The sequence below is a fragment of the Anaeromyxobacter paludicola genome (assembly GCF_023169965.1).
Classification (GTDB): Bacteria; Myxococcota; Myxococcia; order Myxococcales; family Anaeromyxobacteraceae; genus Anaeromyxobacter_B; species Anaeromyxobacter_B paludicola.
Genome location: NZ_AP025592.1, coordinates 4,336,114 through 4,361,188, shown reverse-complemented (window position 1 = coordinate 4,361,188; position 25,075 = coordinate 4,336,114). Strand labels below are relative to the sequence as shown.

At 75.1% G+C, this 25,075-nt stretch carries 18 protein-coding genes; 11 read left to right on the top strand and 7 right to left on the bottom strand.

All coding sequences use genetic code 11. The features are described from left to right. Positions 1 to 22: 22 nt before the first annotated feature. Positions 23 to 985, top strand: coding sequence for a YbgA family protein (locus AMPC_RS19420; RefSeq protein WP_248343184.1), 963 nt, complete (start codon positions 23 to 25; stop codon positions 983 to 985). Here the strand turns inward: AMPC_RS19420 and AMPC_RS19415 are convergent. Then, complete coding sequence (locus AMPC_RS19415) at positions 952 to 2,352, bottom strand: NAD-dependent succinate-semialdehyde dehydrogenase (protein ID WP_248343183.1); 1,401 nt, start codon at positions 2,350 to 2,352, stop codon at positions 952 to 954. The two genes, AMPC_RS19420 and AMPC_RS19415, sit on opposite strands and share 34 nt — an antisense overlap. Positions 2,353 to 2,422: 70 nt before the next feature. On the opposite strand from AMPC_RS19415, the gene AMPC_RS19410 reads away from it, so the two are divergent. From AMPC_RS19410 to AMPC_RS19380, 7 genes are all read left to right on the top strand, one after another. After that, a complete protein-coding gene (locus AMPC_RS19410) occupies positions 2,423 to 4,084 on the top strand; it encodes an acyl-CoA dehydrogenase family protein (RefSeq protein WP_248343182.1) in 1,662 nt (553 codons plus the stop codon). Continuing rightward, the gene (locus AMPC_RS19405) at positions 4,084 to 5,457 is read left to right on the top strand and encodes a pyridoxal-phosphate dependent enzyme (RefSeq protein WP_248343181.1); all 1,374 of its coding nucleotides are present in this window, start codon (positions 4,084 to 4,086) and stop codon (positions 5,455 to 5,457) included. The genes AMPC_RS19410 and AMPC_RS19405 overlap by 1 nt, the downstream gene beginning before the upstream one ends. Positions 5,458 to 5,537: 80 nt before the next feature. After that, positions 5,538 to 6,983, top strand: a complete 1,446-nt coding sequence (locus AMPC_RS19400) for a sensor histidine kinase (protein ID WP_248343180.1) — start codon at positions 5,538 to 5,540, stop codon at positions 6,981 to 6,983. Then, positions 6,980 to 8,371 carry a sigma-54-dependent transcriptional regulator gene (locus tag AMPC_RS19395; RefSeq protein ID WP_248343179.1) on the top strand — a complete coding sequence of 464 codons (1,392 nt, stop codon included), beginning with the start codon at positions 6,980 to 6,982 and terminating at the stop codon, positions 8,369 to 8,371. The genes AMPC_RS19400 and AMPC_RS19395 overlap by 4 nt, the downstream gene beginning before the upstream one ends. Before the next feature lie 253 nt (positions 8,372 to 8,624). Next, positions 8,625 to 10,172, top strand: a complete 1,548-nt coding sequence (locus AMPC_RS19390) for an ammonium transporter (RefSeq protein ID WP_248343178.1) — start codon at positions 8,625 to 8,627, stop codon at positions 10,170 to 10,172. Positions 10,173 to 10,251: 79 nt separating this feature from the next. After that, complete coding sequence (locus AMPC_RS19385) at positions 10,252 to 10,590, top strand: P-II family nitrogen regulator (RefSeq protein WP_248343177.1); 339 nt, start codon at positions 10,252 to 10,254, stop codon at positions 10,588 to 10,590. Positions 10,591 to 10,797: 207 nt separating this feature from the next. Further along, on the top strand, positions 10,798 to 12,813 hold the full coding sequence (locus tag AMPC_RS19380; protein WP_248343176.1) for a potassium transporter Kup: 2,016 nt from the start codon (positions 10,798 to 10,800) through the stop codon (positions 12,811 to 12,813). Positions 12,814 to 12,874: 61 nt separating this feature from the next. Here the strand turns inward: AMPC_RS19380 and AMPC_RS19375 are convergent, their stop codons facing one another. From AMPC_RS19375 to AMPC_RS19355, 5 genes are all read right to left on the bottom strand, one after another. Next, complete coding sequence (locus tag AMPC_RS19375) at positions 12,875 to 14,863, bottom strand: ABC-F family ATP-binding cassette domain-containing protein (protein WP_248343175.1); 1,989 nt, start codon at positions 14,861 to 14,863, stop codon at positions 12,875 to 12,877. Continuing rightward, positions 14,860 to 17,637, bottom strand: coding sequence for an Hsp70 family protein (locus AMPC_RS19370; RefSeq protein WP_248343174.1), 2,778 nt, complete (start codon positions 17,635 to 17,637; stop codon positions 14,860 to 14,862). Before AMPC_RS19370 ends, AMPC_RS19375 begins: the two co-directional genes overlap by 4 nt. A gap of 11 nt (positions 17,638 to 17,648) precedes the next feature. Then, on the bottom strand, positions 17,649 to 19,487 hold the full coding sequence (locus tag AMPC_RS19365; protein WP_248343173.1) for an Hsp70 family protein: 1,839 nt from the start codon (positions 19,485 to 19,487) through the stop codon (positions 17,649 to 17,651). Next, the gene (locus tag AMPC_RS19360; protein WP_248343172.1) at positions 19,484 to 20,206 is read right to left on the bottom strand and encodes a DUF2760 domain-containing protein; all 723 of its coding nucleotides are present in this window, start codon (positions 20,204 to 20,206) and stop codon (positions 19,484 to 19,486) included. Before AMPC_RS19360 ends, AMPC_RS19365 begins: the two co-directional genes overlap by 4 nt. Before the next feature lie 115 nt (positions 20,207 to 20,321). Further along, positions 20,322 to 20,921, bottom strand: a complete 600-nt coding sequence (locus AMPC_RS19355; protein ID WP_248343171.1) for a glutathione S-transferase family protein — start codon at positions 20,919 to 20,921, stop codon at positions 20,322 to 20,324. Positions 20,922 to 20,962: 41 nt separating this feature from the next. Here AMPC_RS19355 and AMPC_RS19350 point away from each other — a divergent pair, with 41 nt between their 5' ends. After that, positions 20,963 to 21,856, top strand: coding sequence for a DMT family transporter (locus tag AMPC_RS19350; RefSeq protein ID WP_248343170.1), 894 nt, complete (start codon positions 20,963 to 20,965; stop codon positions 21,854 to 21,856). Here AMPC_RS19350 and AMPC_RS19345 read toward each other — a convergent pair. Continuing rightward, positions 21,819 to 22,622 (bottom strand): PP2C family protein-serine/threonine phosphatase, encoded by an 804-nt coding sequence (locus tag AMPC_RS19345; protein WP_248343169.1) that lies wholly within the window; start codon positions 22,620 to 22,622, stop codon positions 21,819 to 21,821. The two genes, AMPC_RS19350 and AMPC_RS19345, sit on opposite strands and share 38 nt — an antisense overlap. A gap of 98 nt (positions 22,623 to 22,720) precedes the next feature. Here AMPC_RS19345 and AMPC_RS19340 point away from each other — a divergent pair, with 98 nt between their 5' ends. After that, positions 22,721 to 23,722: a serine/threonine-protein kinase gene (locus AMPC_RS19340; protein WP_248343168.1), complete on the top strand. Its 1,002-nt coding sequence runs from the start codon at positions 22,721 to 22,723 to the stop codon at positions 23,720 to 23,722. Between the two features lie 3 nt (positions 23,723 to 23,725). Beyond that, on the top strand, positions 23,726 to 25,063 hold the full coding sequence (locus AMPC_RS19335; RefSeq protein ID WP_248343167.1) for an ammonium transporter: 1,338 nt from the start codon (positions 23,726 to 23,728) through the stop codon (positions 25,061 to 25,063). Positions 25,064 to 25,075: the final 12 nt, after the last annotated feature.

Sequence of the window (25,075 nt, the reverse complement as noted above, 5' to 3'; positions counted from 1 at the left end):
TCCAGACGTTATCCAGTAAGGCATGAGCTCCCGCCCCCGCCTCGGTATCAGCGCCTGCCTGCTCGGTCACAACGTCCGCTGGGACGGGGGCCAGAAGCGGAGCCGGTTCCTCGCCGACGTCCTCGGCGCTCACGTGGACTGGGTGCCGGTCTGCCCCGAGCTCGAGCTCGGCCTGGGCGTGCCCCGCGAGACGCTCCGGCTGGTCGGGCTGCCGTCGCGCCCGCGGCTCGTCGCCCCGCGCAGCGGCCAGGACCACACCGAGGCGATGGAGTCGCTCGCCGCCGCCCGCGCCGAGGCGCTCGCGAAGGAGGACCTCTGCGGCTTCGTCCTCAAGAAGGACTCGCCCTCGTGCGGCCTGGAGCGGGTGCGGGTCTACCGGGAGAGCGGCGTCCCGCTGAAGGACGGCGCCGGCGTCTTCGCCCGCGCGCTCCGTGCGCGGCTGCCCGCGCTGCCGGTCGAGGAGGAGGGGCGGCTCGAGGATTCGGCCTTGCGCGAGCGCTTCGTGGAGCGGGTCTTCGCGCTGCGGCGCTGGAAGGACGCGCTCGCCGAGGGGCTCGACCCGGGCCGGCTGGTCGCCTTCCACGCCCGTCACAAGCTGCAGCTAATGGCACACAGCCCCGCTCACGTGACCCGGCTCGGGCGGCTCGTGGCCCGGGCCGGCCGCGAGGACGTGGTGGACGCGTACGGCCGGCTCTTCGCGGAGGCGCTCGCGGTGCCGGCGAGCCGCGGCCGGGTGGTGAACGCGCTCCAGCACATGGCCGGCTACGTGAGCCCGGCGCTCACCCCCGCGGAGCGGCGCGAGCTCGGCGGCCTCTTCTCCGAGTACGCGGCGGGCAAGGCCCCGCTGGCGGTCCCGCTGGTGCTGGTGGAGCACCACCTCCGCCGCCAGGGGGTGGGCTACCTCGCGCAGCAGAGCTGGCTCGGCCCCTACCCCGGCTCGCTCGCGCTCCGCTACTCGGTGGCCGCCTCCGGCCTCGCCGGCTGAGCGGCCGCGTCCTTCACCAGCACCGTCTTCTGGTTCACGAACTCGAGGATCCCGAGCCGCGCCAGCTCCCGGCCGAAGCCGGAGCGCTTCACGCCGCCGAAGGGGATGCGCGGGTCGGAGGCGACCATGGCGTTCACGAAGGTCTGCCCGGCCTCGAACTCGTCCACGAAGCGGGCCCGCTCCGCCGCGTCGTGGGTCCAGACGCTCGACCCGAGCCCGTAAGGCGTGTCGTTGGCGATGCGGATGGCGTCGTCGAGGTCCCGCGCCCGGAAGAGGAGCGCCACCGGCCCGAACACCTCCTCCCGGAAGGCCGGCGCCGCGGGCGGGATGTCGGCGAGCACCGTGGGCGCGTAGAAGAAGCCGCGCCCCTCGATCCGGCGCCCGCCCCAGAGGCAGCGCGCCCCCGCCTTCACCGAGTCGTCCACCTGCTGCTCCACCTGCCGCAGGCCGGCCTCGGTGGAGAGCGGGCCGACGTCGGTCTCCGGCAGCAGGGGGTCGCCGACCCGCAGCGCCTTCACCCGCTCCACGTACCGCTCCACGAAGCGGTCGTAGATCGCCGCGTGCACCACGAAGCGCTTGGCGGCGATGCAGGACTGGCCGTTGTTGATCATCCGCGCGGTGACGCCGGTCTTCACCGCCTGCTCGAGGTCGGCGCTCGGCATCACCACGAACGGATCCGACCCGCCGAGCTCGAGCACCACCTTCTTGAGCGCCTCGCCCGCCTCGCGGGCCACCTGCTGGCCGGCGGCGTCGGAGCCGGTGAGCGTCACCGCCACCACCCGCCCGTCGGCGATCACTTGCGAGACCCGCTTCGAGCCGATGAGCAGGGTCTGGAAGGCGCCCGCCGGGAACCCGGCCCGCCGGAACACGTCCTCGATGGCGAGGGCGCACTCGGGCACGTTGGAGGCGTGCTTGAGGAGCCCCACGTTGCCGGCCATGAGCGCCGGGGCGGCGAACCGGAACACCTGCCAGAAGGGGAAGTTCCAGGGCATGACCGCGAGCACCGGGCCGAGCGGCAGGTGGCGCACCCAGGCCCGGAGGTCGCCCGAGGAGAGGTCCACGTCGGCGAGGTGGCGCTCCGCGTGCTCCGCGTAGTAGCGGCAGGCGCTGGCGCACTTCTCGACCTCCGCCACCGCCGAGGCGAGGGTCTTGCCCATCTCGAGCGTGAGCAGCCGGCCGAGCTTCTCCTTCTCGGCCACGAGGAGCGCGCCGGCCGCGGCCATGAGCCTCGACCGCTCCGCGAACGGCACCCGGCGCCAGGCGGGGAAGGTCTCGGCGGCCCGCGCGAGCCGCTGCTCGAGCTCGGCGTCGGACAGCTCGTCGAAGGTGCGCCGGACCTCGCCGGTGGCCGGGTTGATGCTCTTCATGCTCCCCTCCTAGGGTTCTCCCCGATTTCTCGCTCCCGCCGCGCCGCGCCGGGCCACAGGAAGACTGGACATGCCCTTCTTCCAGGAAGCGCCTCGGCTCGGGAACCAGCTCGACGAGGACGCCCTGCTCCGAGAGTATCTCTCGCGGCGGCTCCCGGCTGGGATGCTCAGCGGGGTACACGAGGAGCTGCGCCAGCTCGGCGAGCTCGGCGGCGGCGCCCTCTACGCCTTCCAGCAGGCGGACCGGCTGAACGAGCCGCGCCTCGTGAGCTTCGACCCGTGGGGCCGGCGCGTGGACCGGATCGAGCTCACGCCGCTCTGGCGGGAGGCGGCGGCGCTCTCCGCCCGGCACGGGCTCGTCGCCGAGGCCTACGAGCGGCGCTACGGCGAGTGGTCGCGCGTCCTACAGATGGCGAAGGTCTACCTCGTGGACGCCTCGCTCGACGTCTACTCCTGCCCGCTCGCCATGACCGACGGCGCCGCGCGCACGCTGCTCGACCTCGGCCCGGCCCACCTCGTGGACCGGGCGGTGCCGCGCCTCACCAGCCGCGATCCCGAGCGGATGTGGACGAGCGGGCAGTGGATGACGGAGCGGACCGGCGGCTCGGACGTGGGGCTCACCGAGACGGTGGCGCGCCGCGACGGCGGCGCCTGGCGGCTCTGGGGCACGAAGTGGTTCACCTCGGCCACCACCGCCGAGGTGGCGCTCACCCTGGCGCGGCCGGAGGGGGCGCCCGCCGGCGGCCGCGGGCTGGCCCTCTTCTACCTCGAGCTGCGCGACGAGGCCGGCCGGCCGAACGGCGTCGCCCTGAACCGGCTCAAGGACAAGCTCGGCACGCGCAAGGTCCCGACGGCGGAGCTCTCCCTGGAGGGCGCCGTGGCCGAGCCGGTCGCCGGCCTCTCCGACGGGGTCCGGCACATGGCCTCGATGCTCAACGTGACCCGGACCTGGAACGCGGTCGGCGCGGTGGCCGGCATGCGCCGGGCGGTGGCCCTGGCCCGCGACTACGCCCGGCGCCGGGTGGCCTTCGGGGCCCCGCTGCTCGCGAAGCCGCTCCACGCCGAGACGCTGGCGGCGCTCGAGGCCGAGCTCGAGGCCGGCTTCCTCCTCGCCTTCCGCGCGGTGGAGCTGCTCGGCCACCGCGAGGCCGGGGCGGCGAGCGAGGCCGGGCGCGCCCTCTTCCGGCTCCTCACCTCGGTGGTGAAGCTCACCACCGGCAAGCAGGCGGTGGCGGTGGCCTCGGAGGCCCTGGAGTGCTTCGGCGGGGCCGGCTACGTGGAGGACACCGGGCTGCCCCGGCTCCTGCGCGACGCGCAGGTGCTCCCGATCTGGGAGGGGACCACCAACGTCCTCTCGCTCGAGGCGCTGCGCGCGCTCGCCGAGCCCGGGGCGGGCGCCGCCTACGCGGCGGAGGTCCGCGGCGCCCTGGCCACCGCCAGGGACCCGTCGCTCCGCCCCGCCGTGGAGGCGGCGGCGCGCGCGCTCGACCGGCTCGGACCGTGGCTCGCCCCCGCGCCGGGCCGGCCGCCGCGCGAGGCCCCGGCGCGCGCCTGCGCGCTGACCGCCGGCCGCACCCTGGCCCTGGCCCTCCTCTGCGCCCACGCCCAGTGGTGCCTCGACCAGGGGCTCGGCCCCCGCGCCGGCGCGGCCGCCCGCCGCTTCGCGCGCCAGGGGGTAGATCTCACGGGCGACGCCGACGCCGAGGACGCGCGCCTGCTCGCGGAGGGGTGATGCTCCAGAACTACCGCGGGATCATCGAGCTCATCGGCAACACGCCCATCCTCAAGGTGGACGGGCTCGACACCGGCCCGTGCGAGCTCTACCTGAAGCTCGAGAACCAGAACCCCGGCGGCTCGATCAAGGACCGGATCGGCCTCGCCATGATCCGCGCCGCCGAGCGGGAGAAGAAGCTCGGCGGCGAGCAGCGCCACCTCGTCGAGGCGACCGCCGGGAACACCGGGCTCGGCCTCGCGCTCGTGGCGGCGCAGCGCGGCTACACGCTCACCCTCGTCATCCCCGACAAGATGAGCCAGGAGAAGATCTTCCACCTGCGCGCGCTCGGCGCCGAGGTGGTGATGACCCGCTCCGACGTGGAGAAGGGCCACCCCGCCTACTACCAGGACCTGGCCCAGGAGATCGCCCGGCGCGAGGGCGCGTTCTACGTAGACCAGTTCTCGAACCCGGCGAACCCGTTCGCCCACGAGACCGGCACCGGCCCCGAGATCGCGAAGCAGCTCGGGGGGCGGCTCCACGCCATGGTCTGCGGGGTCGGCTCCGGCGGGACCCTCACCGGCCTCTCGCGCTACTTCGCGAAGGCCATCTCCTCCTGCGAGATGGTGCTCGCCGACCCCGAGGGCTCGGTGCTGAAGGGCGTGGTCGAGACCGGGCGGATCGGGCGCGCCGGCACCTGGCTCGTGGAGGGGATCGGCGAGGACTTCGTGCCGCCCAACTGCGATCTCTCGCGGGTGAAGCGGGCCTACGCCATCCCCGACCGCGAGAGCTTCGAGACCGCGCGCGACCTGCTCCGGACCTGCGGCGTCCTCGCCGGCTCGAGCACCGGGACCCTCCTCGCCGCCGCCCTCCGCTACTGCCGCGAGCAGACCTCGCCGCGCCGGGTCTGCACCCTCGTCTGCGACAGCGGCAACAAGTACCTGTCCAAGATGTTCAACGACTTCTGGATGCAGGACCAGGGCCTCACCGAGCGCGCCCCGACCGGCGACCTGCGCGACCTCGTCTCGCGCCGGCACGCCGAGGGCTCGGTCCAGACCGTCGCCCCCGGCGACCCGCTCCTCGTCGCCTACGGGCGCATGAAGCTGCACGACGTGTCGCAGCTCCCGGTGCTCGAGGGCGGCAAGGTGGTCGGGATCGTGGACGAGGGCGATCTGCTCCTCGCCGCCGTGGAGGGCGGCCAGGGGGCCTTCCGGCGCGAGGTGCGCGAGGTGATGAGCGCGCGGCTGCACACGGTCCCAATCACCGCCGCGCCCAGGGACCTCCTGCCGCTCTTCGCCCAGGGGATGGTGCCCATCGTGGTGGACGGGGACGAGTTCGTGGGGCTGGTGACCCGCATCGACCTGCTCCAGCACCTCCGGCAGCGGGTGCCGTAGCGGGCCGGGCGCCCCACGGGCCCGCGGAGGCGCCGCCGCTTCGCCCGCCGCGCCGGGCCCGCCCGGGTTAGGATCCCCTGGTGCACCGCTGGTCCGGCACCTCCCGCCGCCTCTTCCTCGCCTTCGGCGCCCTGATCGTCCTCTTCGCCGGGGCCTCCTGGCTCGCCCTGTCGGCGCTCGCCGACGTGCGCGCCTCGCTGGCCCGCACCCGCGACCAGGCCGAGGGCGTGCGCGTGGCGCTCGAGCTCGCGAGCGCCGTGCGCGACCAGTACGCGCACCAGGCCCACACCATCATCATCGGGGACCAGAGCCACCTCGGCTTCTACACCGAGGCGGAGCGGCGGGTCCTCGACCACACGGCCGAGGTCCGCCGCCACGCGGTGAGCGACGAGGAGCGCCGCCACGTGGACGAGATCGAGCAGGCCTCGACCGAGCTCGACGGCATCTTCCGCCAGAGGATCGTCCCGGCGGTGGTGGCGGGGCGCGCCGCCGAGGTGCAGGCCGAGCACGCCCGGGCCCAGCTCGTGGTGACGCGCATCCAGGATCTCACCGAGGATCTCGTCACCGCCTTCGAGCGCGACATCGCGGTCCAGCAGGACCGGGCCGAGGTGGTGGGCCGGCGCACCTTCCGCCTGGCGCTCGCCGCGCTCGTCACGGCGCTCGGGGTCGCGCTCGCCGTGGGGCTCTACATCGGGCGCTCGGTGGCGCTCCCGGTGGCGCGGCTGCGCGCCGGCGCGGAGCGGCTCGCCGAGGGCGACCTCGACACCCGCATCGCCGTCGAGCGCGACGACGAGTTCGGGGCCCTGGCCCGCGGCTTCAACGCCATGACCGAGTCCCTGCGCCAGCACCAGGCGCAGCTCGTGGAGAGCGAGAAGCTCGCGGGGGTGGGCCGGCTCGCGGCCGGGGTGGCCCACGAGATCAACAACCCGCTCGGCGTGATCCTGGGCTACGTCCGGCTCCTGCGGAAGAAGGCGGAGGGGCCGCTCGACGAGGACCTGGCGGTGGTGGAGGAGGAGACGCTCCGCTGCCAGGAGATCGTGGAGGGGCTGCTCGACCTCGCGCGCACGCCGCGGATCGAGCGCCAGCCGGTGGATCTGGCCCGGGTCTGCGCCGAGACGGTGGCCCGGCTCCGGGAGGCGCACCTCCTCGACGGGGTGGAGGTGGGGGTGCGCGGCGAGGGCCGGGCCCGCGGGGCGCCCGCCAAGCTGCGGCAGGTGGTGCTCAACCTGGTGAAGAACGCGGCCGAGGCGGCCGGGCCGGGCGGACACGTGGCGGTGGAGGTCTCCGAGGGGGCCGGCGGCGCGGCGGTGGCGGTGGAGGACGACGGGCCGGGCGTCGCGGCCGAGGTGCGGGAGCGGCTCTTCGAGCCCTTCCAGACCTCCAAGCCGAGCGGCACCGGGCTCGGGCTGGCGGTGTCGCGCGCCATCGCCCGCGCCCACGGGGGAGACATCGAGGTCGGGACGTCGGCGCGGGGCGGGGCGAGGTTCGTGCTCCGCCTCCCCGCCGCGAGCGAGGTGGCGGCATGAGCGGACGGGGCAGGGTGCTGGTGGTGGACGACAAGGAGAACATGCTGAAGCTGTTCTCCAAGATGCTGGGCGACGACTACGACGTCACCACCGCGGGCGACGGCACACGGGCGCTGGCGCTCCTCGCCGCGCAGCGCTTCGACGTGGTGGTGACCGACCTGCGCATGCCGGGCGCCGACGGCTTCGCGGTGCTGCGGGCGGTGAAGGACCGCGCCCCCGACACCGAGGTGGTGATGATGACCGCCCACGCCACCGTGCCCGACGCGGTGGAGGCGATGCGGCAGGGCGCCTGGGACTACCTGCAGAAGCCGTTCGACCCCGACCAGGCGGGCGAGGTGGTCGCGAAGGCGCTCGCCCGCAAGCGCGAGCGCGAGGCCGCCCAGGCGCCGGAGACCGGCGAGGTGGGGGGGTACGGGGGCCTGGTGGGCCGGAGCGCCGCCATGCGCGAGGTCTACCGGCTCCTCGCGCAGGCCGCGTCCCTCGACATCACCGTCCTCCTGGGCGGCGAGACCGGCACCGGCAAGGAGCTCGCCGCCCGCGCCATCCACTTCCAGAGCGCCCGGCGCGAGAAGCGCTTCGTGCCGGTGAACTGCGGCGCGCTGCCGGCCGAGCTGGTGGAGTCGGAGCTCTTCGGCCACGCCCGGGGCGCCTTCACCGGCGCGGCGGCGGCCAAGGCCGGGCTCTTCGAGGAGGCGGAGGGCGGCACCCTGTTCCTCGACGAGGTGGGCGAGCTGCCGCTCCCGGCGCAGGTGAAGCTCAACCGCGCCCTGCAGGAGAAGGAGATCCGGCGCGTGGGCGAGAGCACGCCGGTGAAGGTGGACGTGCGGGTGATCGCCGCCACCCACCGCGACCTCGGCGCCGAGGTGAAGGCCGGCCGGTTCCGCGAGGACCTCTACTACCGGCTCCACGTCTTCCCGGTGGAGCTCCCGGCCCTGCGCGCGCGCAAGGAGGACCTGCCGCTCCTGGCCGCCGCCTTCCTCGACAAGTACGCCCGCGCCTTCCGGCGCGAGGTGACCGGCTTCACCCCCGCCGCGCTCGCCGCGCTCGCCGGCCACGCCTGGCCCGGCAACGTGCGCGAGCTCGAGAACGCGGTGGAGCGGGCGGTGGCGGTCACCGCCGGCCCGGAGATCCGGCCCGAGGACCTCCCGCCGGCCGTCACCCGCGCGCCGCAGGGGCTGCCCCCCGGCGAGGCGCTCTCGGGCCTGCCCTACCGGGAGGCGCTGGACCAGGCTCGCGACCAGTTCTCGCGCGAGTACCTCGTCGCCCTCATGAAGGAGTTCGGCGGCAACGTGACCCGCGCCGCCGAGCGCGCCGGCGTCGAGCGCGAGAGCCTGCACCGGCTGCTCAAGCGCCACGGGCTGCGGTCGCGGGACTTCGAGGGCCCTTAGGCGCTCCCTCCCGATGACCGGCGGGGCCCGCCGCGCGGCTTGCCGCGGCGCCGGGCAGCGCATGCCCCGAATCCGGGCGCACCGCGCGCCGGCCCCGAGGATTTCCGCGTAGACGCGCGATCCGCGCCGGGCATGCCCCGTGCACTGTCGCGTGGGCATCTGCACCATTGCCCGACGTCTACTGCCCGGCTCGAGGCCTCGCCCCGACCCGGATCGTCTCCGCGCTCCCGAGCCGAACCCGAAAGGACCCTTCGTGATCCGCAAGCTCATCGACAGACTGAACGAGAAGGAGGGGCGGCGGGTGCTCTTCGCCGTCCTCGGCGGCAAGGTCATCGCCGCCACCCTGCTCTGCCTCGGCATCTACGCAGCGTCGAACTTCGTCGGGAGCGCCTACGCCGACGACGCCCCCGCGCTCCCCGTCCACGTCAACGCCCTCAACACGGTCTGGGTGCTGGTCGCCGCCTTCCTGGTGTTCTTCATGCAGGCCGGCTTCATGATGCTCGAGGCCGGCTTCGCGCGGGGCCGCGAGACGGTGAACATCCTGCTCGAGGGCATCGTGGACACCGCCCTCTGCGGCATCCTCTTCTGGGCCTTCGGGTTCGCGTTCCTGTTCGGCTCCGGCAACGGCTTCATCGGCTACCACTACTTCTTCCTGCACGGCGCGCCCGAGACCTACGGCAGCACCGGCATCCCGATGCTCGCCTTCTGGCTCTTCCAGTTCGCCTTCGCCGACACCTGCAGCACCATCACCTCCGGCGCCATGGTCGGCCGCACCGGCTTCATCGGCGACCTCCTCTACAGCGTCGGCGTGAGCGGCTTCATCTACCCGATCGTCGGCCACTGGGCCTGGGGCCCGGACGGCTGGCTCAACAACATCAAGCCGGCCGCCTTCCACGACTTCGCCGGCTCGACCGTCGTCCACACCATCGGCGGCTTCATCGCCCTCGCCGGCGCGATCGCCCTCGGGCCCAGGCTCGGCCGCAAGTTCAAGCGCGACGGCGGCGGCATGCCCCCCGGCCACGACATGACCATCGCGGCGGTCGGCGGCGTGATCCTCTGGTTCGGCTGGTACGGCTTCAACCCCGGCAGCACGCTCTCGGCGATGGACCTGCAGGGCATGAGCCGCGTCGCCGCCAACACCACGCTCGCCGCGGCGGCGGGCGCCCTCGGCGCGCTCTTCTTCGTCTACCCGCGCCACAAGATCTGGGACACGGGCTTCACCGTGAACGGCTTCCTGGCCGGCCTGGTCGCCATCACCTGCCCCTGCTACTGGGTCTCCCCGCTCGGCGCGATCCTGATCGGCGCCATCGCCGGCGTGCTGGTGGTCGTGGTCTTCGACTTCATCGAGTGGCTGCGCATCGACGACCCGATCGGCGCCTTCGCGGTGCACGGCGCCAACGGCATCTGGGGCACGCTCAGCCTCGGCCTGTTCGCCACCGGCCAGTTCGGCGCGCCGGGCCCCGGCGGCGCCGACCTCTCGGGCGGCGTCGTGAAGGGGCTCTTCTACGGCGGCGGCCTCGACCAGCTGAAGGCGCAGCTCATCGGCAGCGGCGCCGTGACCCTCGCCACCTTCGCCGTGGCGCTGGTCCTCATGTACGCCGTGAAGGCCACCGGCACGCTGCGCGTCTCCGCCGAGGGCGAGATGATGGGCCTCGACCTGCACGAGCACGGCGGCTTCGCCTACCCGGAGATCATGTCCCCCTTCGGCAGCTCGATCAGCTCCGGCTACCACGATGCCTCGCCCGCCCCGAGCGGCAAGCCGGTCGCGGCGGCGGCGAAGCTCACCCCCAGCAACTCCTGACGCTCTCCCCGGGTGCGGGCCGGGGGCGCCCCGCGGCGCCCCGGCCCGCGCCTCTCCTCTTTTCGCCGTGAGGTGACACGTGAAGAAGATCGAAGCCATCATCAAGCCCTTCAAGCTCGACGAGGTGAAGGTGGCGCTGACCGAGCTCGGCGTGGCCGGCCTGACCGCCACCGAGGTGAAGGGGTTCGGCCGCCAGAAGGGCCACACCGAGCTCTACCGCGGCGCCGAGTACGTGGTGGACTTCCTCCCCAAGGTGAAGGTGGAGGTGGTCGTGGCCGACCAGCTCGTGGGGCGGATCCTCGAGGTGTTCGAGCGGACCGCCAAGACCGGCCGGATCGGGGACGGGAAGATCTTCGTCATCCCGGTCGAGGAGGCGATCCGGATCCGGACCGGCGACCGGGGCGAAGAGGCCCTCTAGCCGGAGGGGCGCCTCCGGGGCAGGCCGCGCCAGTGGCCCCGGACGGCGCTTTCCTCCAGCGGCGGGGGCGCCCGCGCTGCGTCGCGAGGCGCCGGGCCCCGAGGGTGCGGAGGATCCGCGAATCCGGCCGTTCCTCGGCTATACTCCCCCGCCTTCCGCGTCGAGACCATCTCGGTTGGGTGGCCTGACCAGCCTGGAGAGAGCAGCATGTCCGCGATGCCCCGGCGACCACCGCTGCCCGCTTCCACCGCCGCTGGGCTCGCGCGTCCCGATGGGGCGACCGTCCGGGCCCTCGGAGCGGAGCCCACCGAGGGTCCGGCCCACCCGGCCGGGCACGGCCACGGCGCGGCCCGGGGCGGCCTCGCGGCGCTCGCGCTCGGCGCCCTGGGCGTCGTCTACGGCGACATCGGCACGAGCCCGCTCTACGCGCTGAAGGAGTGCTTCGACGGCGTGCACGGGGTCGCGCCCACGCCGGCGAACGTGATGGGCGTCCTCTCGCTCGTCTTCTGGGCGATGACCTTCGTGGTCACCTTCAAGTACCTCTCGCTCGTGATGCGGGCCGACAACCGGGGCGAGGGCGGCATCCTCGCGCTCATGGCGCTGGTCGGCGAGCGCGAGACCACGAGCCACGGCCGGCGCACCCTGCTCGTCCTCGGGCTCTTCGGCGCGGCGCTCCTCTACGGCGACGGCGTCATCACCCCGGCGATCAGCGTCCTCGGCGCGGTGGAGGGCGTGGCGGTGGCCGCCCCGGCCTTCGAGCACGTGGTCGTCCCGGCGGCGCTCCTCATCCTGGTGGCGCTCTTCTGGTTCCAGCAGCGCGGGACCGCCACCATCGGCGCGGTCTTCGGCCCGGTGATGCTGCTCTGGTTCCTCTGCATCGCGCTCCTGGGGCTCCACGGGATCGCGCGGAACCCGTCCATCCTGGCGGCCGCCTCGCCCCACCACGCCCTCGCGTTCATCGCCCGCCACCGGGTCCACGGCTTCCTCGTGCTCGGCGCGGTGGTGCTGGTCATCACCGGCGGCGAGGCGCTCTACGCCGACATGGGCCACTTCGGCCGCCGGCCCATCCGGCTCGCCTGGCTCCTGGTGGCGATGCCGGCGCTGCTCCTCAACTACTTCGGCCAGGGGGCGCTCCTGCTCGGCCAGCCCGACGCGGCGCGGAACCCCTTCTACCTGCTCGCGCCCGGCTGGGCGCTCGGCCCGCTCATCGGGATCGCCTCCGCCGCCGCGGTGGTCGCCTCGCAGGCCCTCATCTCCGGCGCGTTCTCGCTCACCCACCAGGCGGTCCAGCTCGGCTACTCGCCGCGCGTGACCATCCGCCACACCTCCACCACCGAGGCGGGGCAGATCTACATCCCCGAGGTCAACTGGGCGGTGGGGGTCGCCACGCTGGCGCTGGTCCTCGGCTTCCGCTCCTCGTCCAACCTCGCCGCCGCCTACGGCATCGCGGTGACCGGGACGATGATGATCACCACCCTCCTCTTCCACCGGGTCGCCCGCGACCGCTGGCAGTGGTCCCGGCTGCGCACCTGGCCGCTGACGGTCCTGCTCCTCTCGGTGGACGTGTCCTTCTTCGCCGCCAACGTCGTGAAGGTCGAGGAGGGCGGCTGGTTCCCGCTCGCCGCCGGCGCGACCGTCTTCGCGCTCATGTCCACCTGGAAGCGCGGCCGCGAGGCGATGCGCGACCAGCTCAAGGACGCCGGGCTGCCGCTCGACCTCTTCCTCCCCGAGCTGGCGCGGAACCCGCCGGTGCGGGTCCCCGGGACGGCGGTCTTCATGTCCTCGGACCCCCACGGCGTGCCGCCGGTGCTCCTGCACCACCTCAAGCACAACAAGGTGCTGCACGAGCGCGTGCTCTTCGTCTCGGTGCTGACCGATGAGATCCCGGCGGTGCCGGAGCGCGAGCGGCTCCGGGTGAGCGCGCTCGGCAGCGGGGTGTTCCAGGTGATCGGCCGCTACGGCTTCATGGAGACGCCGAACGTCCCGGCGCTGCTCGCCGCCGTGCCGCCGAGCCAGCTCCCCGGGCCGCGCATCGACGCCTCCCAGCTGCAGACCACCTACTACCTCGGCCGCGAGACCATCCTCCCGACGGGCGCGGCGCGCCTCGCCCGCTGGCGAAAGCGGCTCTTCATCGTCATGTCCCGCAACTCGCAGCCGGCGAGCGCCTTCTTCGGCCTGCCGCCGAACCGGGTCGTGGAGATGGGGGCGCAGATCCAGCTGTAGGGGATCCGGCGACCGCGCCGGCCACGGCGCCCGGCGCCCGGCTCCGGCGCCACCCCGCCCCTCAGCCCCGCAGCGCCTCGAGCTCCTGCCAGCGCGCGTAGAGCCGGTCCACCTCGGCCCCGAGCGCGAGCAGCTCGTCCTGCAGGCGCGGCACCGAGAGCGGATCCTTCTGGTAGGTGGCCGGGTCCGAGAGCGCCCGCTCCACCTCCGCCTTGCGGGTCTCGGCCGCGAGGATCGCCGCCTCCATGCCCTCGAGCTCGCGCTGCTCCTTGAACCCGAAGCGGCGCTTGCGCGAGGCCTCGGGCTCCGGCGCCCGGGGCGCGGCGCCCGGCGCGCCCGCCGGCCGAGCCGGCCCGGCCTCCGCCCGCTCCGCCCGCTCCGCCCGCTCCGCCCGCTGGGCCTCGAGCTGCTGCTCCTTGAGCGTCCGGTAGGTCTCGTAGTTCCCCGGGTAGCGGACGACGCGCCCGTCTCCCTCGAGGTCGAGGATGCTCGTCGCCACCTTGTCGAGGAAGTAGCGGTCGTGCGTGACGAGGAGCACGCTCCCGTCGAACCCGAGCAGGAGCCGCTCGAGCACGTTGAGCGTGACGAGGTCGAGGTCGTTGGTCGGCTCGTCGAGCACGAGCACGTTGGCGCCGGCGAGGAAGAGCTTCGCGAGCAGGAGCCGGTTGCGCTCCCCGCCGGAGAGCGCCTTCACCTGCATCCGCTGCATCGCCGGCGGGAAGAGGAGATCGTCGAGGTAGTCGCGCAGCGCCACCCGGCGCCCGGAGAGCTCCACCCAGGCCTCGCCGTGGGCCGAGCCGGCCGACCCGGCGCCGGCGCCGCCCGGCAGGGCGGCCTCGTAGACCGTCGCCTCGGGGTCGAGCGCGAGCCGCTGCTGGTCGTAGTAGGCGACCTTGGTGCGGGCGCCCACCTCCACCTTCCCGGCGTCGGGCGGCAGCTCGCCGAGGAGCAGGCGGAGGAAGGTGGTCTTGCCGGCGCCGTTCGGGCCGACGATCCCCACCCGCTCTCCCCGCTGCAGGATGAAGCTCGCGTCGCGGATCACCTCGCGCTCGCCGAACCGCTTCGAGACCCGCTCCGCCTCGATCACCTTCTGCGAGAGGCGCGGCGCAGCGGCAAGCTCGAGCCGGGCCGCCTCGGGGCGGCGGAACCCCTTCTCGGCGAGGAGCTTGCGCGCCCGCTGGATGCGCGCCTTGCTCTTGGTGCGCCGGGCCTCCACCCCGCGCCGGAGCCAGGCCACCTCCTGGGCGATCCAGCGCTGCCGCTTGTGCTCCGCGAGCGAGGCCTGCTCCTCGGCCACCAGCTTCTGCTCGAGGTAGGCCTCGTAGTTGCCGGGCCAGCTCGTGACGCCGGCCCCGGGGTCGATCTCCACGATCCGGTCCACCAGGTCGTCGAGGAAGTAGCGGTCGTGGGTGACGAGGAGCAGCGCCCCCGAGAGCCGGTCGAGCTCCTCCTCGAGCCAGTCGGTGGTGTCGGCGTCGAGGTGGTTGGTCGGCTCGTCGAGGAGCAGGAGGTCCGGGCGGTGGAGCAGCGCCCGGGCGATGGCGACCCGCTTCTTCAAGCCCCCGGAGAGCTCGGCCACCGGCCGGTCCCAGTCCTTCACGCCGAGCCGGTCGAGGAGCCGCTTCGCCTCGTGCGCGGTGTCCCAGCCGCCGAGGTGCTCGATCCGGTCGGAGAGCGCCGCGAGCTCGGCCAGGATCCGCTCGTGCTCCGCCTCCCCGGCCGTCGCGAGCCGGCCCGACAGCGCCGCGTGCGCCTCGATCGCCTCCTTGAGCGGCGCCCGCGCCGCCGAGAGCTCCGAGGCGACCGTGGCGCCCGCCGCGAACGAGGGCTCCTGCGGCAGGTAGGTCACGCTGGCGCCGCGCCGGAGCTGCACCTCGCCGCGGTCCGGCTCGGACTGCCGCGCCAGGATCCGCATCAGCGACGACTTGCCGGAGCCGTTCACGCCCACCAGCCCGACCCGCTCGCCCTCCTCGATGGTGAGGGTGAGGGCGTCGAAGACGGTGCGGCTGCCGAAGGTGAGCCGGAGCTCCTTGGCGTGCAGGAGGGTCACGCGACCTCCGGCTCGGCGACGAGCCGCAGCCCCTTGGGCAGGCTCTCGCCGAAGATGCGCTGCTCGTCGGCCCCGGCGAGCGCCACCACCTCGCGCACCGGCCGGAGCGACTCGGCCGGCACCACCTCCGCCAGCGCCGAGAGCACCCGCGCGCGGACGTCGTCCGACACCTCGCGCGCCCGGTCGCCGGAGCGGCGGGCGAGCTGCAGCAGCGGGAAGGCGAGGTCGGCCGGGGCCGCCTTCAGCGCGAGGAGCCGCGTGATCCAGTCCTCGGCGGTCTCCGGCGAGACGCAGGCGTGGGGCGAGCCGTAGAACGGCACGCGCGCCCCGAGGCGGCCGAGCGCCCAGAGCAGGTGCGGCGCGGCCCCCTCGGCCCGGGCGCGCTGGAAGAGCGCCTCGCCGGCCTGCACCTTCCTCGCCGGCTGGAGCCGCTCGAGCGCGCCGGCGAGCCGGATGAGCTCGTCCACCGCCTCCGGCTTCACGCCCGCCTTCTTCGGCTTGGGCTTCTTGGGGTCGAGGGGCGGCAGGAAGGCGCCGATGAGCTCGAAGATCCGCTCCTGCTGCGCGGCATCGAGCCCGCCGGCCACGCGCCGCCAGAGCACCCACCAGGCCTGCCACTGGTTCGGCTCGGCCTGGAACTGCAGCCCCTCCGGGAAGACCTGGAAGGTCTCGGCCACGCGCCACGCGTCGAGCGGGGCGCCGAAGCCGGGCCGCAGGCACCACCCCGCGAGCTGGAGCCAGAGCCGCTCGTGGTCCGCCGTGCGGCGGCGCCGCGCCCGGCCCGCGTGCAGCGCGGCCCAGAGCTCGCGGATGACCGGCGTGGTCCAGCCCTCGCGCGGCCCGAGCACCTTCTCGAGGGCGCGGAAGAGCCCCTTCACCTCGCGCTTCTCCACGTCGGCCGGCTTCTTGCCGTAGAAGAGCTCCACCAGCGCCTTCGCCTCGCCGAAGCGGCGGGGCATCTCGGCCACCTCGGAGGGCGCCTCGGCCGCCCCCTGCCCCCGCAGCGAGAACTCGAGCTTCCAGCGCGCGTCGCGGTCGGTGGCGACGCACCAGAGCTCGAGCGTCCCGATCTCGGTCAGGCCGGCGTGGAGCCGCACCGGCACCTCGCCGCCCTTCCCGCTCGCCGAGCGGAGCACCGTCTCGATGGGCGGCAAGGGCGCCATCTGCTCGTCCACCGGCGCGAGGTCGCCGGGCTGCTCGAAGCGCGCCCGCGTGGTGGCGCGCAGCTCGAACCGGACCGGCCGGTCGAGCTTGAGCGCGAAGGTGCGCGGCACCTCCACCTCGCGACCCTCCTCGAGGTGGCGCGGCACCACGCAGAGCGCCTCGGGCCGTCCCGCCTGCCCCTCCACCTCGACGAAGTAGGCGCGGGGCGTCCCGCCGCCGATGCGCAGGCCGTGGCCGCGCCGCACCAGGGCGCCGTAGGCGGCGCCGCGCGCCACCGCCACGTCGAGGCCGGCCACCGGCAGGAGCGCCACCGGGGGCGCGCCCGGGAACCAGGAGGAGATCACCTCGGCGAGCCGCGCCCCCACCTCGGGCGGCGTGAAGACCCCGCCGTTGAGCAGGAGCGCGTCGGGGCGCGCCAGCCCGTGCTGCGGCGCGCCGAGCGCCTCCTCCACCTCGGCGGCGTGCTCGGCGAGGAAGGCGGCGGCGTGGCGGGTGACGGCGGGGTCGGCCTGGTACGGCAGCCCGAGCTCCTGGAGCGCCGCGCCGCGCGGCTGCGACCGCGGCCGCTCGTCGCGGCCGACCCGCGGGAAGAAGCCGTCGAGCAGGAGCGCCCGCACCTCCTCGCGCGAGAGCTCGGCCGAGAGCGCGCTCCCGAGGAGCCGGGCGCCGCGCGAGACCACCGAGACCCGCGTCCGCTCCGGCGCGCCGGGCGCGAGGAGCTTCTCCTTCGCCTCGCGGCAGGCCTGGACGAGGAGCCCCCACTGCACCGCGTCGAGCCGGGCGCCCAGCCGCTGCTCCGCCGCGCGCGCGAGCGCGAGGTCCACGTTGTCGCCCCCGAGCAGGAGGTGGTCGCCCACCGCGAGCCGGGTCAGCGCCGGGACGCCGTCGCGCACCGCGGCGTGGATGAGGGTGAAGTCGGTGGTGCCGCCGCCCACGTCGCAGACCAGGATGACGCGGCTGCCCGCGAGCGCCTGCTCGAGCGAGGCGCGGCTCCGCGCCGTGAAGTCGTGGAAGGCCGCCTGCGGCTCCTCGAGGAGGCGCACCCGCGGCAGCCCCGCCTCGCGGGCGGCGCGCAGCGTGAGCTCGCGCGCCACCTCGTCGAACGACGCCGGCACCGTGAGCGACACCTCCTGCGCGGCGAGCGGCGCCCCCGGGAAGCGGGCGTCCCAGGCGGCCCGCAGGTGGCCGAGGTAGCGCGCCGAGGCCGCCACCGGCGAGAGGCGCGGCACGCCCTCCGGCGCGCCCCACGGCAGGATCGGCGCGGTCCGGTCCACCCGCGCGTGGCTGAGCCAGCTCTTGGCGGAGGAGACGAGCCGCCCCGGCACGCGGGCCCCCTGGGAGCGGGCGAAGGCCCCCACCACCACCGCCTCGTCGCCCCAGGGCAGCCGGGTGGCGCCCGCCGGCAGCTCGCCCTCCGCCGGCAGGTAGGCGGAGGACGGCAAGAGCCGCAGCTCCGCCGTCTCGCCCGCGGCGACGAGCTGCGGGACCGGGAAGACCTGGATGGCGCCGGCGAGGTCGCCCTCGGAGGCGAGGTCCACGTAGGCGAGCGCGGAGTTGACGGTCCCGAGGTCGATGCCGACCAGGTACCGGGCTGGGCTGGGAGAGGTCATGGTGCTCGCCGCTACGCCCCCGGCTGCTCGCGCAGGTTGAACTCGACCTTCCAGGCGTGACCGCCCTGGTCCACCGCCTCGAGCTCGAGCGTGCCGATCTCGGTGACGTGGGCGCGGAGCCGCACCGGCACCACCTGCCCGGCGGCGCCGCTCCCGGCCGGCAGCGTGGTCTCGATGGGCCCGAGCTCCTCGAGCTCGGCCTCGCGCTCCACCACCGAGCCGACCTGGTCCTGCCGGCGCGTGGAAGAGGCGAAGAAGCGGAACCGGGCCGGCTCGCCGACCACCAGCCCGAGCTCGCGCTCCGGGAGGTCGGCGCGCGTCCCCTCCTCCATGCCCATCGGCGCCACGCAGAGCGCCTCCACCGGCGGGGCCATGCCCGGCACGGCCGGCATGGCGAGCTCGAACCCGACGTAGTACGCGCGCGCGGTGCCGCCGCGGATGCGGATGCCCTTGCCGCGCCGGACGCGCCCGTAGGCGGCCGCCCCCTTCGCGACCGCCAGGTCGAGGTCGCCGCCGGGGAGCACCCGCGGCGCCGCCCCGCCCTCCTCCGCGACCCAGCCCGAGACCACCTCCACCACGCGGTCGGCGAGCTCGCGCGCCTTCATCACGCCGCCGTTGAAGAGGACGGCGGTCGGGTGCAGGAGCGCCTTGCCGGCGAGCTTCAGGCCGGGGACCGCCGCCTCGCCGAGGCTCTCGCGGTGCCGGGTGAGGAAGTCGGCGAGGTGGCGGGTCACCGCGGCGTCGGCCGCGTAGGGCAGGCCGAGGGTGGTGAGGGCGGTCCGCCGCTGCGCGGCCGGCTTCGCGCTCGCCGGCACCCGCGGGAAGAACCCGTCCACCAGGGTGGCCTCGAGCTCGGCGCGGGTGAGCTCGGTGCGGAGCGCGCCGCCGAGCAGGCTCGCGCCGCGGCCCGGCACCGTCACCGGCGCGCCTGCCAGCGCCGGGTCGCCGAAGAGCGCCTCCTTGGCCTGCCGCGCGCCGTGGGTGAGCGCCTGCACCTGCCAGCGGTCGAGCTGGCGCCCCTGCGCGGCGAGCTTCCGCTGCAGCGCGTAGGCGAGCGCGAGGTCCATGTTGTCGCCGCCGAGGAGGATGTGGTCGCCCACCGCGACCCGCTCCAGGCCGAGCGCGCCGTCGCGGTCCACCACGGCGATGAGGCTGAAGTCGGTGGTGCCGCCGCCGACGTCGCAGACCAGGATGAGGTCGCCCGGCTTCACCTGCTTGCGCCAGGCGTCGCCCATCGCCTCCACCCAGGCGTAGAGCGCCGCCTGCGGCTCCTCGAGGAGCGTGAGCTCGGCGAGGCCCGCCTCGCGCGCCGCCTCCACCGTGAGCTCGCGGGCGACGGCGTCGAAGGAGGCCGGCACCGTGAGCGTGAGCTCCTGGGCGGAGAGCGCGAGCGACGGGTCGCCCTTCGCCACCTCGGCGTCCCAGGCGGCGCGCAGGTGCGCGAGCGTCCGGGCCGAGGCGTCGAGCGGCGAGATGCGCGGCACCTCCTCCGGGCTCCCCACCGGCAGGGCCGCCGCGCGGCGGTCGATGCCCGGGTGCGAGAGCCAGCTCTTGGCGGAGCTGACGAGCCGCACCGGCGTGTCGGCGCCGCGCTTGCGCGCGAGCTCGCCCACCACGTCCGTCGCCTCCGGGTCCCACGGGAGCGCCAGCGCGCCCGGCGGAAGCTCGGTCGGGTGCGGCCGGTAGAGGAAGGACGGCAGGAGCGGGCGCGGCTGCACCTCGCCCGGGTGGACGAGCTGGGGCACGCCGAAGACCCGCGGAACCGCCCCCTCCTCGTCGAGGGGCAGGAAGGAGAGCGCGCTGTTGGTCGTGCCGAGGTCGATGCCGACCGCGTACCTCGCCTGCCTCACAGCTCGACCTCCGCCGGCGCCACGATCTCGCGGCCGGCGGCGGGGGGCGTGGGCAGCTTCACCGACACGGCCCGCCAGCCGTGGTGGCGCAGGGCGCCGGTGAACGGCGCGGTCCCGACCACGTTGCCGGTGAGCCGGACCGACGCGGCGTCGAAGCCCGGCGCCACCGTGACCCGCGCCCCCTCCGGCTCGCGGTAGATCGGCTCGAGCCTGAAGTAGCCGTCGATCGCCTTCTTGCAGCCGGCGTGGACGGTGCGGGCGGCGGCGCCGATCTCGGCGTCGCTGAAGCCGGCCAGGTCCTCGGAGCAGAAGTCCACGAGCCGGCCGTCGCGCTGCAGGATGGTGAGGAGGTGGAGCGCCTCCTCGCCGTCCGGGCGCGCCGGCGCGGGCGGGGGCTTCGGCGGCTCGACGGCCCGGGGCGGCTCGACCGGCTCGACCGGCTTGGGAGGCTCGGGCGCGCGCGGCGGGGCCACCGGCTCCACCGGCTTGGCAGCGGGCGGGGGCGGAGGCGCCGCCTTCACCGGCTCCGGCGCGGGCACGGGCTTCGCCACGGGCGCCGGCTCCAGCCCTACCGGCCCGGCCTCCCCCGGGTGGGCGCGCCGGCGCTCGCGGTACGCCTGCAGCGCGACCGCGAAGCGGAGGTCGGCGAGCGCGTAGTAGAAGGCGACGAACGCGAGGACGAGGCGCTGCCAGAAGGAGAGGGTCTGGGTCTGGTCCATGGCCGGGATGATGTAACCGAAAAGCGATTCCCGGGGGACGCAAAGGGAGAGCGCGGGGGCGCGGCGGGCGCCCCCCGTCGGGGTGAACGCCCGGGGCCGGGCTCCGCCGGCGCCGTCAGTCCGCCAGGGCCCGGCTCGCCGCCGGCCGGCTGGTCGCGCGCGAGAGGTAGGCCTCGAGCGCCGGCGAGGGCGGGAGGAGGCCGTTGCGCTGCGCCGAGGCGAGGAGCGAGGCCAGGACGACGTCGGCCACCGTGAACCGGTCGCCGGCGATCCAGCTCCGCCCCCCGAGCTCGGCCTCGAGCGGGCCGAGCGCGGCCGCGAGCCGCTGCTTCATCGCGGCCACCAGGGCGGCGTCGCCCGCCGCCCCCTTGCGCAGCTCCGCGCCGGCGATCCCGAGCGGCGTCTCGAGCTCGGTGACCCCGTAGAAGATCCACTGCAGGGCCTGCGCGCGGCCGGGCGTGCCCGGCACGTCGAGCAGCCGCCGCTCCGGATCGCGGTCGGCGAGCCAGAGGCAGATCGCGCCCGACTCGAAGATCCGGACCCCGCCGTCCTCGAGCACCGGCACGTGGCCGAGCGGGTGGCGCCGGAGGTGCTCCGGGGTCCGGGTCTCGCCGGCCTTGGGATCGAGCCGCGCCAGCTCGTAGGAGAGGCCGAGCTCCTCGAGCACCCAGCGCGGCCGCGTCGCCCGCGTCTTCGGAACGTAGTAGAGCTTCATGCTCCCACCTTCTGGCCCCCGCCGCCGCGCGAGTCAAGCCGATGTCCCGCCCCTCCCAGCGCCCCCTGGGCCTCGCCCTCACCGCCGCCGCCGCCACGCTCTGGGGCTGCTGGGCGCTCTTCCTGCGCCCCTCCGGGCTCGGCGGCGCGCAGGTGGCGCTGCTGGTGCTCGCGACGATGTCGCTGCCGGCGCCCTTCGCCTTCCGGCGCGAGGCGCTGCGCGACCGCGGCGCCACGCTCGCCCTGGCCGGCCTCGCCCTCGCCGACGTGGGGAACATGGCGCTCTACTTCGCCGCCCTGCAGCGAGGCCCGCTCGCCGTCGCGGTGCTCACCCACTACCTCGCGCCCGTCGCGGTGGCGGTCCTCTCGCCGCTGCTCTTCCGGGAGCGCCACTCGGCCCGGGCGCTCGCCGCCGCCCCGGCCTCCCTCGCCGGCCTGGCGCTCCTCGTCTGGCGCCCCGGGGCCGCCGGGTTCCCGCTCGCGACCGCGCTCCTCGGCGCCGGCAGCGCGGTCTTCTACGCCGCCATCGTGCTCTGCGCGAAGCGGGCCGGGCGCAGCTACGGGCCGACCGCGATCACCGCGCTCCACGCGCCGCTCAGCGCCGCCGGCCTGCTGGCGCTCCACGGCCGCGCCGCGCTGCCGGGCGCGCTCGGTCCGGCGCTGCCGGTCCTGGCGGGCGGGCTCGTCTGCGGGCTCGGCGCCAGCGTGCTCTTCTACGCCGGCCTGCGCCGCATCCCGGCCGAGGTGGCGGGCGCCCTCACCTACCTCGAGCCGCTCACGGCCACGCTCATCGGCGCGGCGCTGCTGGGTGAGCGGCTCGACCTCGCCGCCTGGGCCGGCGCGGCGCTGATCCTGGCCTGCGGGCTCTGGGTGGCGCTGGAGCGGCGCGGCGAGCCGCTCAGCCCCCGCCGAAGATGCGGCGCAGCCGGGCCTTGAGGCCGCCCTGCCCGGGCTCGGCGGCGTCGTCCGGGACCGGGCCCACCAGCCGGATCACGGCGGCGGAGAGGTTGTCCGGGGTGCCGCGCCGGTTGGCGGTCTCGAGCAGCCGGCGGCACGCCTCCGCCGCGCTCCCGTCGCAGAGCTCCGCCAGCTCGCCGTCCTCCAGCACCCCGTGCAGCCCGTCGCTGCAGGCGAGGAGCAGGTCGCCCTGCTGGAGCCGCTGGGTGATCCGGTCCCGGCTCACGATCAGCTCGCGCCCCACGCTGCGGGTCAGCACCGAGCGGTCGGGGTGGTTCCGGGCCCGCTCCCGGCTGAGGAGGCCGTACCGCACCTTCTCGGCGGCCACGGTGTGGTCCTTGGTGAGCTGCACCACCTGCCCGCCGCGGACGAGGTACAGGCGCGAGTCCCCGGCGTGGACCGCCGTGAGCTCGCCGCGGTCCACCACCAGCGCGGTCAGCGTGGTGGTCATGCCGCGCAGCTCCGGCACCGCCACCGCCCGATCGTAGATCTCGATGTTGGCCTGCTGGAAGGCGCGGTAGAGCCGCTGGCCGGGGCTGCCCCCCTCCTCGCGGAAGGCCCGCAGCAGCACCTCCACCGCCATCTCGCTCGCCACCTCGCCGCCGGCGGCCTGCGACACCCCGTCGGCCACCGCCGCGACCGCCTGCCCCTCCCCCTCGGCCGAGCTGACGCAGGCGTCCTCGTTGTGGTCGCGGCCCGTCCCCACGTCGGTGAGGGAGGCGTGGTCGAGCTCGAAGTCGTTCATGATGGGCAGCCCTCCGTGGCGGAATGTTGCGCCCTCGCGCTCGGGCACACTAGGCTCGCTGCATGTGCCACCCACGCCTGCCGCCCGAGGGGCGCTGAATGCGCGACCCGACCGTCGGCGAGCGGCTCGATGGCTTCGCGCTCACCGAGCTGCTGGCCCGCAGCGGCATGGCGTCGATCTTCAAGGCGGTGGACGTCTCCACCGGCCGGACGGTGGTGCTCAAGGTCCCCCACGTCCAGTACGAGAGCGACGTGGTCTTCTTCGAGCGCTTCCGGCGCGAGGACGAGGAGGGGCAGCGGCTGCACCACCCGAACGTGGTCGAGGTGCTCCCCACCCCCGAGAAGAGCCGGATGTACATGGTGATGGAGCACGTGGAGGGGCGCTCCCTCCGGGCCATGCTCGGCAGGCAGCCGCTCCCCACCGCGCAGGCGCTCGACCTGGCCCGGCAGATCTGCGGCGCCCTCGCCTACCTCCACGGCGAGGGGGTGCTGCACCGGGATCTCAAGCCGGAGAACGTGCTCGTCACGCCGGCCGGCCAGGTGAAGCTCATCGACTTCGGCATCGCGGTGTTCGCCTCGAAGCGGCGCATGACCTGGGGCGCGCTCTCGAACGCCATGGGCACGCCGGACTACATGGCCCCGGAGCAGATCCGCGGGCGCCGCGGCGATCCGCGCACCGACGTCTACGCGGTCGGCACCATCCTCTACGAGATGCTCACCGCGCACCTGCCCTACGAGAGCGCCAACCCGCGGGCGCTGCTCAAGGCCAAGGTGGACGAGGAGCCCCGGCCGCCGAGCTACCACGTGCCCGGCTTCGATCCCAAGCTCGAGGCCCTCCTGCTGCGGGCGGTGGCCCGCGACCCGCGCGACCGCTACGCCAGCGCCGCCCTGCTCCTGCACGACCTCGAGCACCCGGAGTCGGTGCAGCCCCTCGATCCGGCCACCGGGCTCGGATCCCGGCGGGGCGGGAGGCCGTCGCGCCGGGTGGTGCTGCCCGCGCTGGCCGCCGCCGCGCTGGCCGCCGTGGGCGCGCTGGTCTGGCTCAGCGCCCGCCACTCCCCGCCCGCCGATCGCTCCGCGCCCGCTGCGCGCGGGAGGTGACCCATGTCCGAGCTGGCCCGCTCCCTCGATCTCGCCTGGGTGCTCCTGGCTGCCTTCCTGGTGATGTTCATGCAGGCCGGCTTCGCCATGGTGGAGACCGGCTTCACCCGCGCCCGCAACGCCGTCCACACCATGGCCATGAACTTCGTGGTCTACCCGGTGGGCGTGCTCGGGTTCTGGCTCGTGGGCTACGGGCTCATGATGGGCGGGGTGCACGAGTGGCCCACGCTGGGGGCGGCGGTGACCGGTGGCCACGAGGTCGGGCTGCGGCTGGGCGGCCACCTCTGGGGCCTGTTCGGCGCGTCGCGCTTCGCGCTGGTCACCGTCGCGAGCGAGCCGGCCAGCCTCGCCATGTTCCTGTTCTCGGCGGTCTTCATGGACACCGCCGCCACCATCCCGACCGGCGCCATGGCCGAGCGCTGGAAGTTCTCGGCCTTCCTGCTCTACGCCGCCTTCATGTCGGCGCTCCTCTACCCGCTCTACGGCAACTGGGTGTGGGGCGGCGGCTTCCTCGCCGCGCTCGGCGCGAACCTCGGGCTCGGGCACGGCCACGTGGACTTCGCCGGCGCCACGGTGGTGCACATGACCGGCGGCGTGACCGCGCTCGCCGGCGCGATCGTGCTCGGGCCGCGCCTGGGCCGCTTCCGGGCCGACGGCACCGTGGGCGCCATGCCGGGGCACAACCTGCCCATGGCGGTGGTGGGCTCGCTCATCCTGGCCTTCGGCTGGTTCGGCTTCAACGCCGGCTCGACGCTCTCGGCGCAGAACCCGCGCATCGCGCTCATCGCCGTGAACACGCTGCTCGCGTCCTCGGCCGGCGCGGTCGCGGCCCTGCTCTACGTCTGGGGCCTGCACTCGCGCCCCGACCTGGCGATGGCCTGCAACGGGCTCCTCGGCGGGCTGGTGTCGATCACCGGCGCCTGCGCCTTCGTGAGCCCGGCGGCGGCGGTGCTCATCGGCCTGGTCGCCGGCGGGCTGGTGGTGCGGGCGGTGGTGTTCCTGGAGCGCCGCCTCCGCGTGGACGACCCGGTGGGCGCGGTGGCGGTCCACGGCGTCTGCGGCGCCTGGGGCGGGCTGGCGGTGGGGCTCTTCGCGGACGGCAGCTACGGGGACGGCTGGAACGGCGTCGCCGGGCCGGTCCGGGGGCTCCTCTTCGGAGCGCCGTCCCAGCTCGGCGCGCAGTGCGTCGGGGTGGCGGTCAACGCCGGGTTCGTGTTCGCAGCGTCCTATGGCTTCTTCCGGCTGCTGGAGCGGGTGATGGGGAACCGCGTCCCGGCCGAGGTGGAGCTGACCGGCCTCGACGCGCTGGAGATGGGCACCGACGCCTACCCGCGGGGTTGAGCCTCCCGCCCG

What these genes read in the sequence shown, in the direction of transcription:
- AMPC_RS19420 (WP_248343184.1), top strand. Translation starts at nt 23, where the DNA reads ATGAGCTCCCGCCCCCGCCTCGGTATCAGCGCCTGCCTGCTCGGTCAC.
- AMPC_RS19415 (WP_248343183.1), bottom strand. Translation starts at nt 2,352, where the DNA reads ATGAAGAGCATCAACCCGGCCACCGGCGAGGTCCGGCGCACCTTCGAC.
- AMPC_RS19410 (WP_248343182.1), top strand. Translation starts at nt 2,423, where the DNA reads ATGCCCTTCTTCCAGGAAGCGCCTCGGCTCGGGAACCAGCTCGACGAG.
- AMPC_RS19405 (WP_248343181.1), top strand. Translation starts at nt 4,084, where the DNA reads ATGCTCCAGAACTACCGCGGGATCATCGAGCTCATCGGCAACACGCCC.
- AMPC_RS19395 (WP_248343179.1), top strand. Translation starts at nt 6,980, where the DNA reads ATGAGCGGACGGGGCAGGGTGCTGGTGGTGGACGACAAGGAGAACATG.
- AMPC_RS19380 (WP_248343176.1), top strand. Translation starts at nt 10,798, where the DNA reads ATGTCCGCGATGCCCCGGCGACCACCGCTGCCCGCTTCCACCGCCGCT.
- AMPC_RS19370 (WP_248343174.1), bottom strand. Translation starts at nt 17,637, where the DNA reads ATGACCTCTCCCAGCCCAGCCCGGTACCTGGTCGGCATCGACCTCGGG.
- AMPC_RS19360 (WP_248343172.1), bottom strand. Translation starts at nt 20,206, where the DNA reads ATGGACCAGACCCAGACCCTCTCCTTCTGGCAGCGCCTCGTCCTCGCG.
- AMPC_RS19355 (WP_248343171.1), bottom strand. Translation starts at nt 20,921, where the DNA reads ATGAAGCTCTACTACGTTCCGAAGACGCGGGCGACGCGGCCGCGCTGG.
- AMPC_RS19350 (WP_248343170.1), top strand. Translation starts at nt 20,963, where the DNA reads ATGTCCCGCCCCTCCCAGCGCCCCCTGGGCCTCGCCCTCACCGCCGCC.
- AMPC_RS19345 (WP_248343169.1), bottom strand. Translation starts at nt 22,622, where the DNA reads ATGAACGACTTCGAGCTCGACCACGCCTCCCTCACCGACGTGGGGACG.
- AMPC_RS19340 (WP_248343168.1), top strand. Translation starts at nt 22,721, where the DNA reads ATGCGCGACCCGACCGTCGGCGAGCGGCTCGATGGCTTCGCGCTCACC.
- AMPC_RS19335 (WP_248343167.1), top strand. Translation starts at nt 23,726, where the DNA reads ATGTCCGAGCTGGCCCGCTCCCTCGATCTCGCCTGGGTGCTCCTGGCT.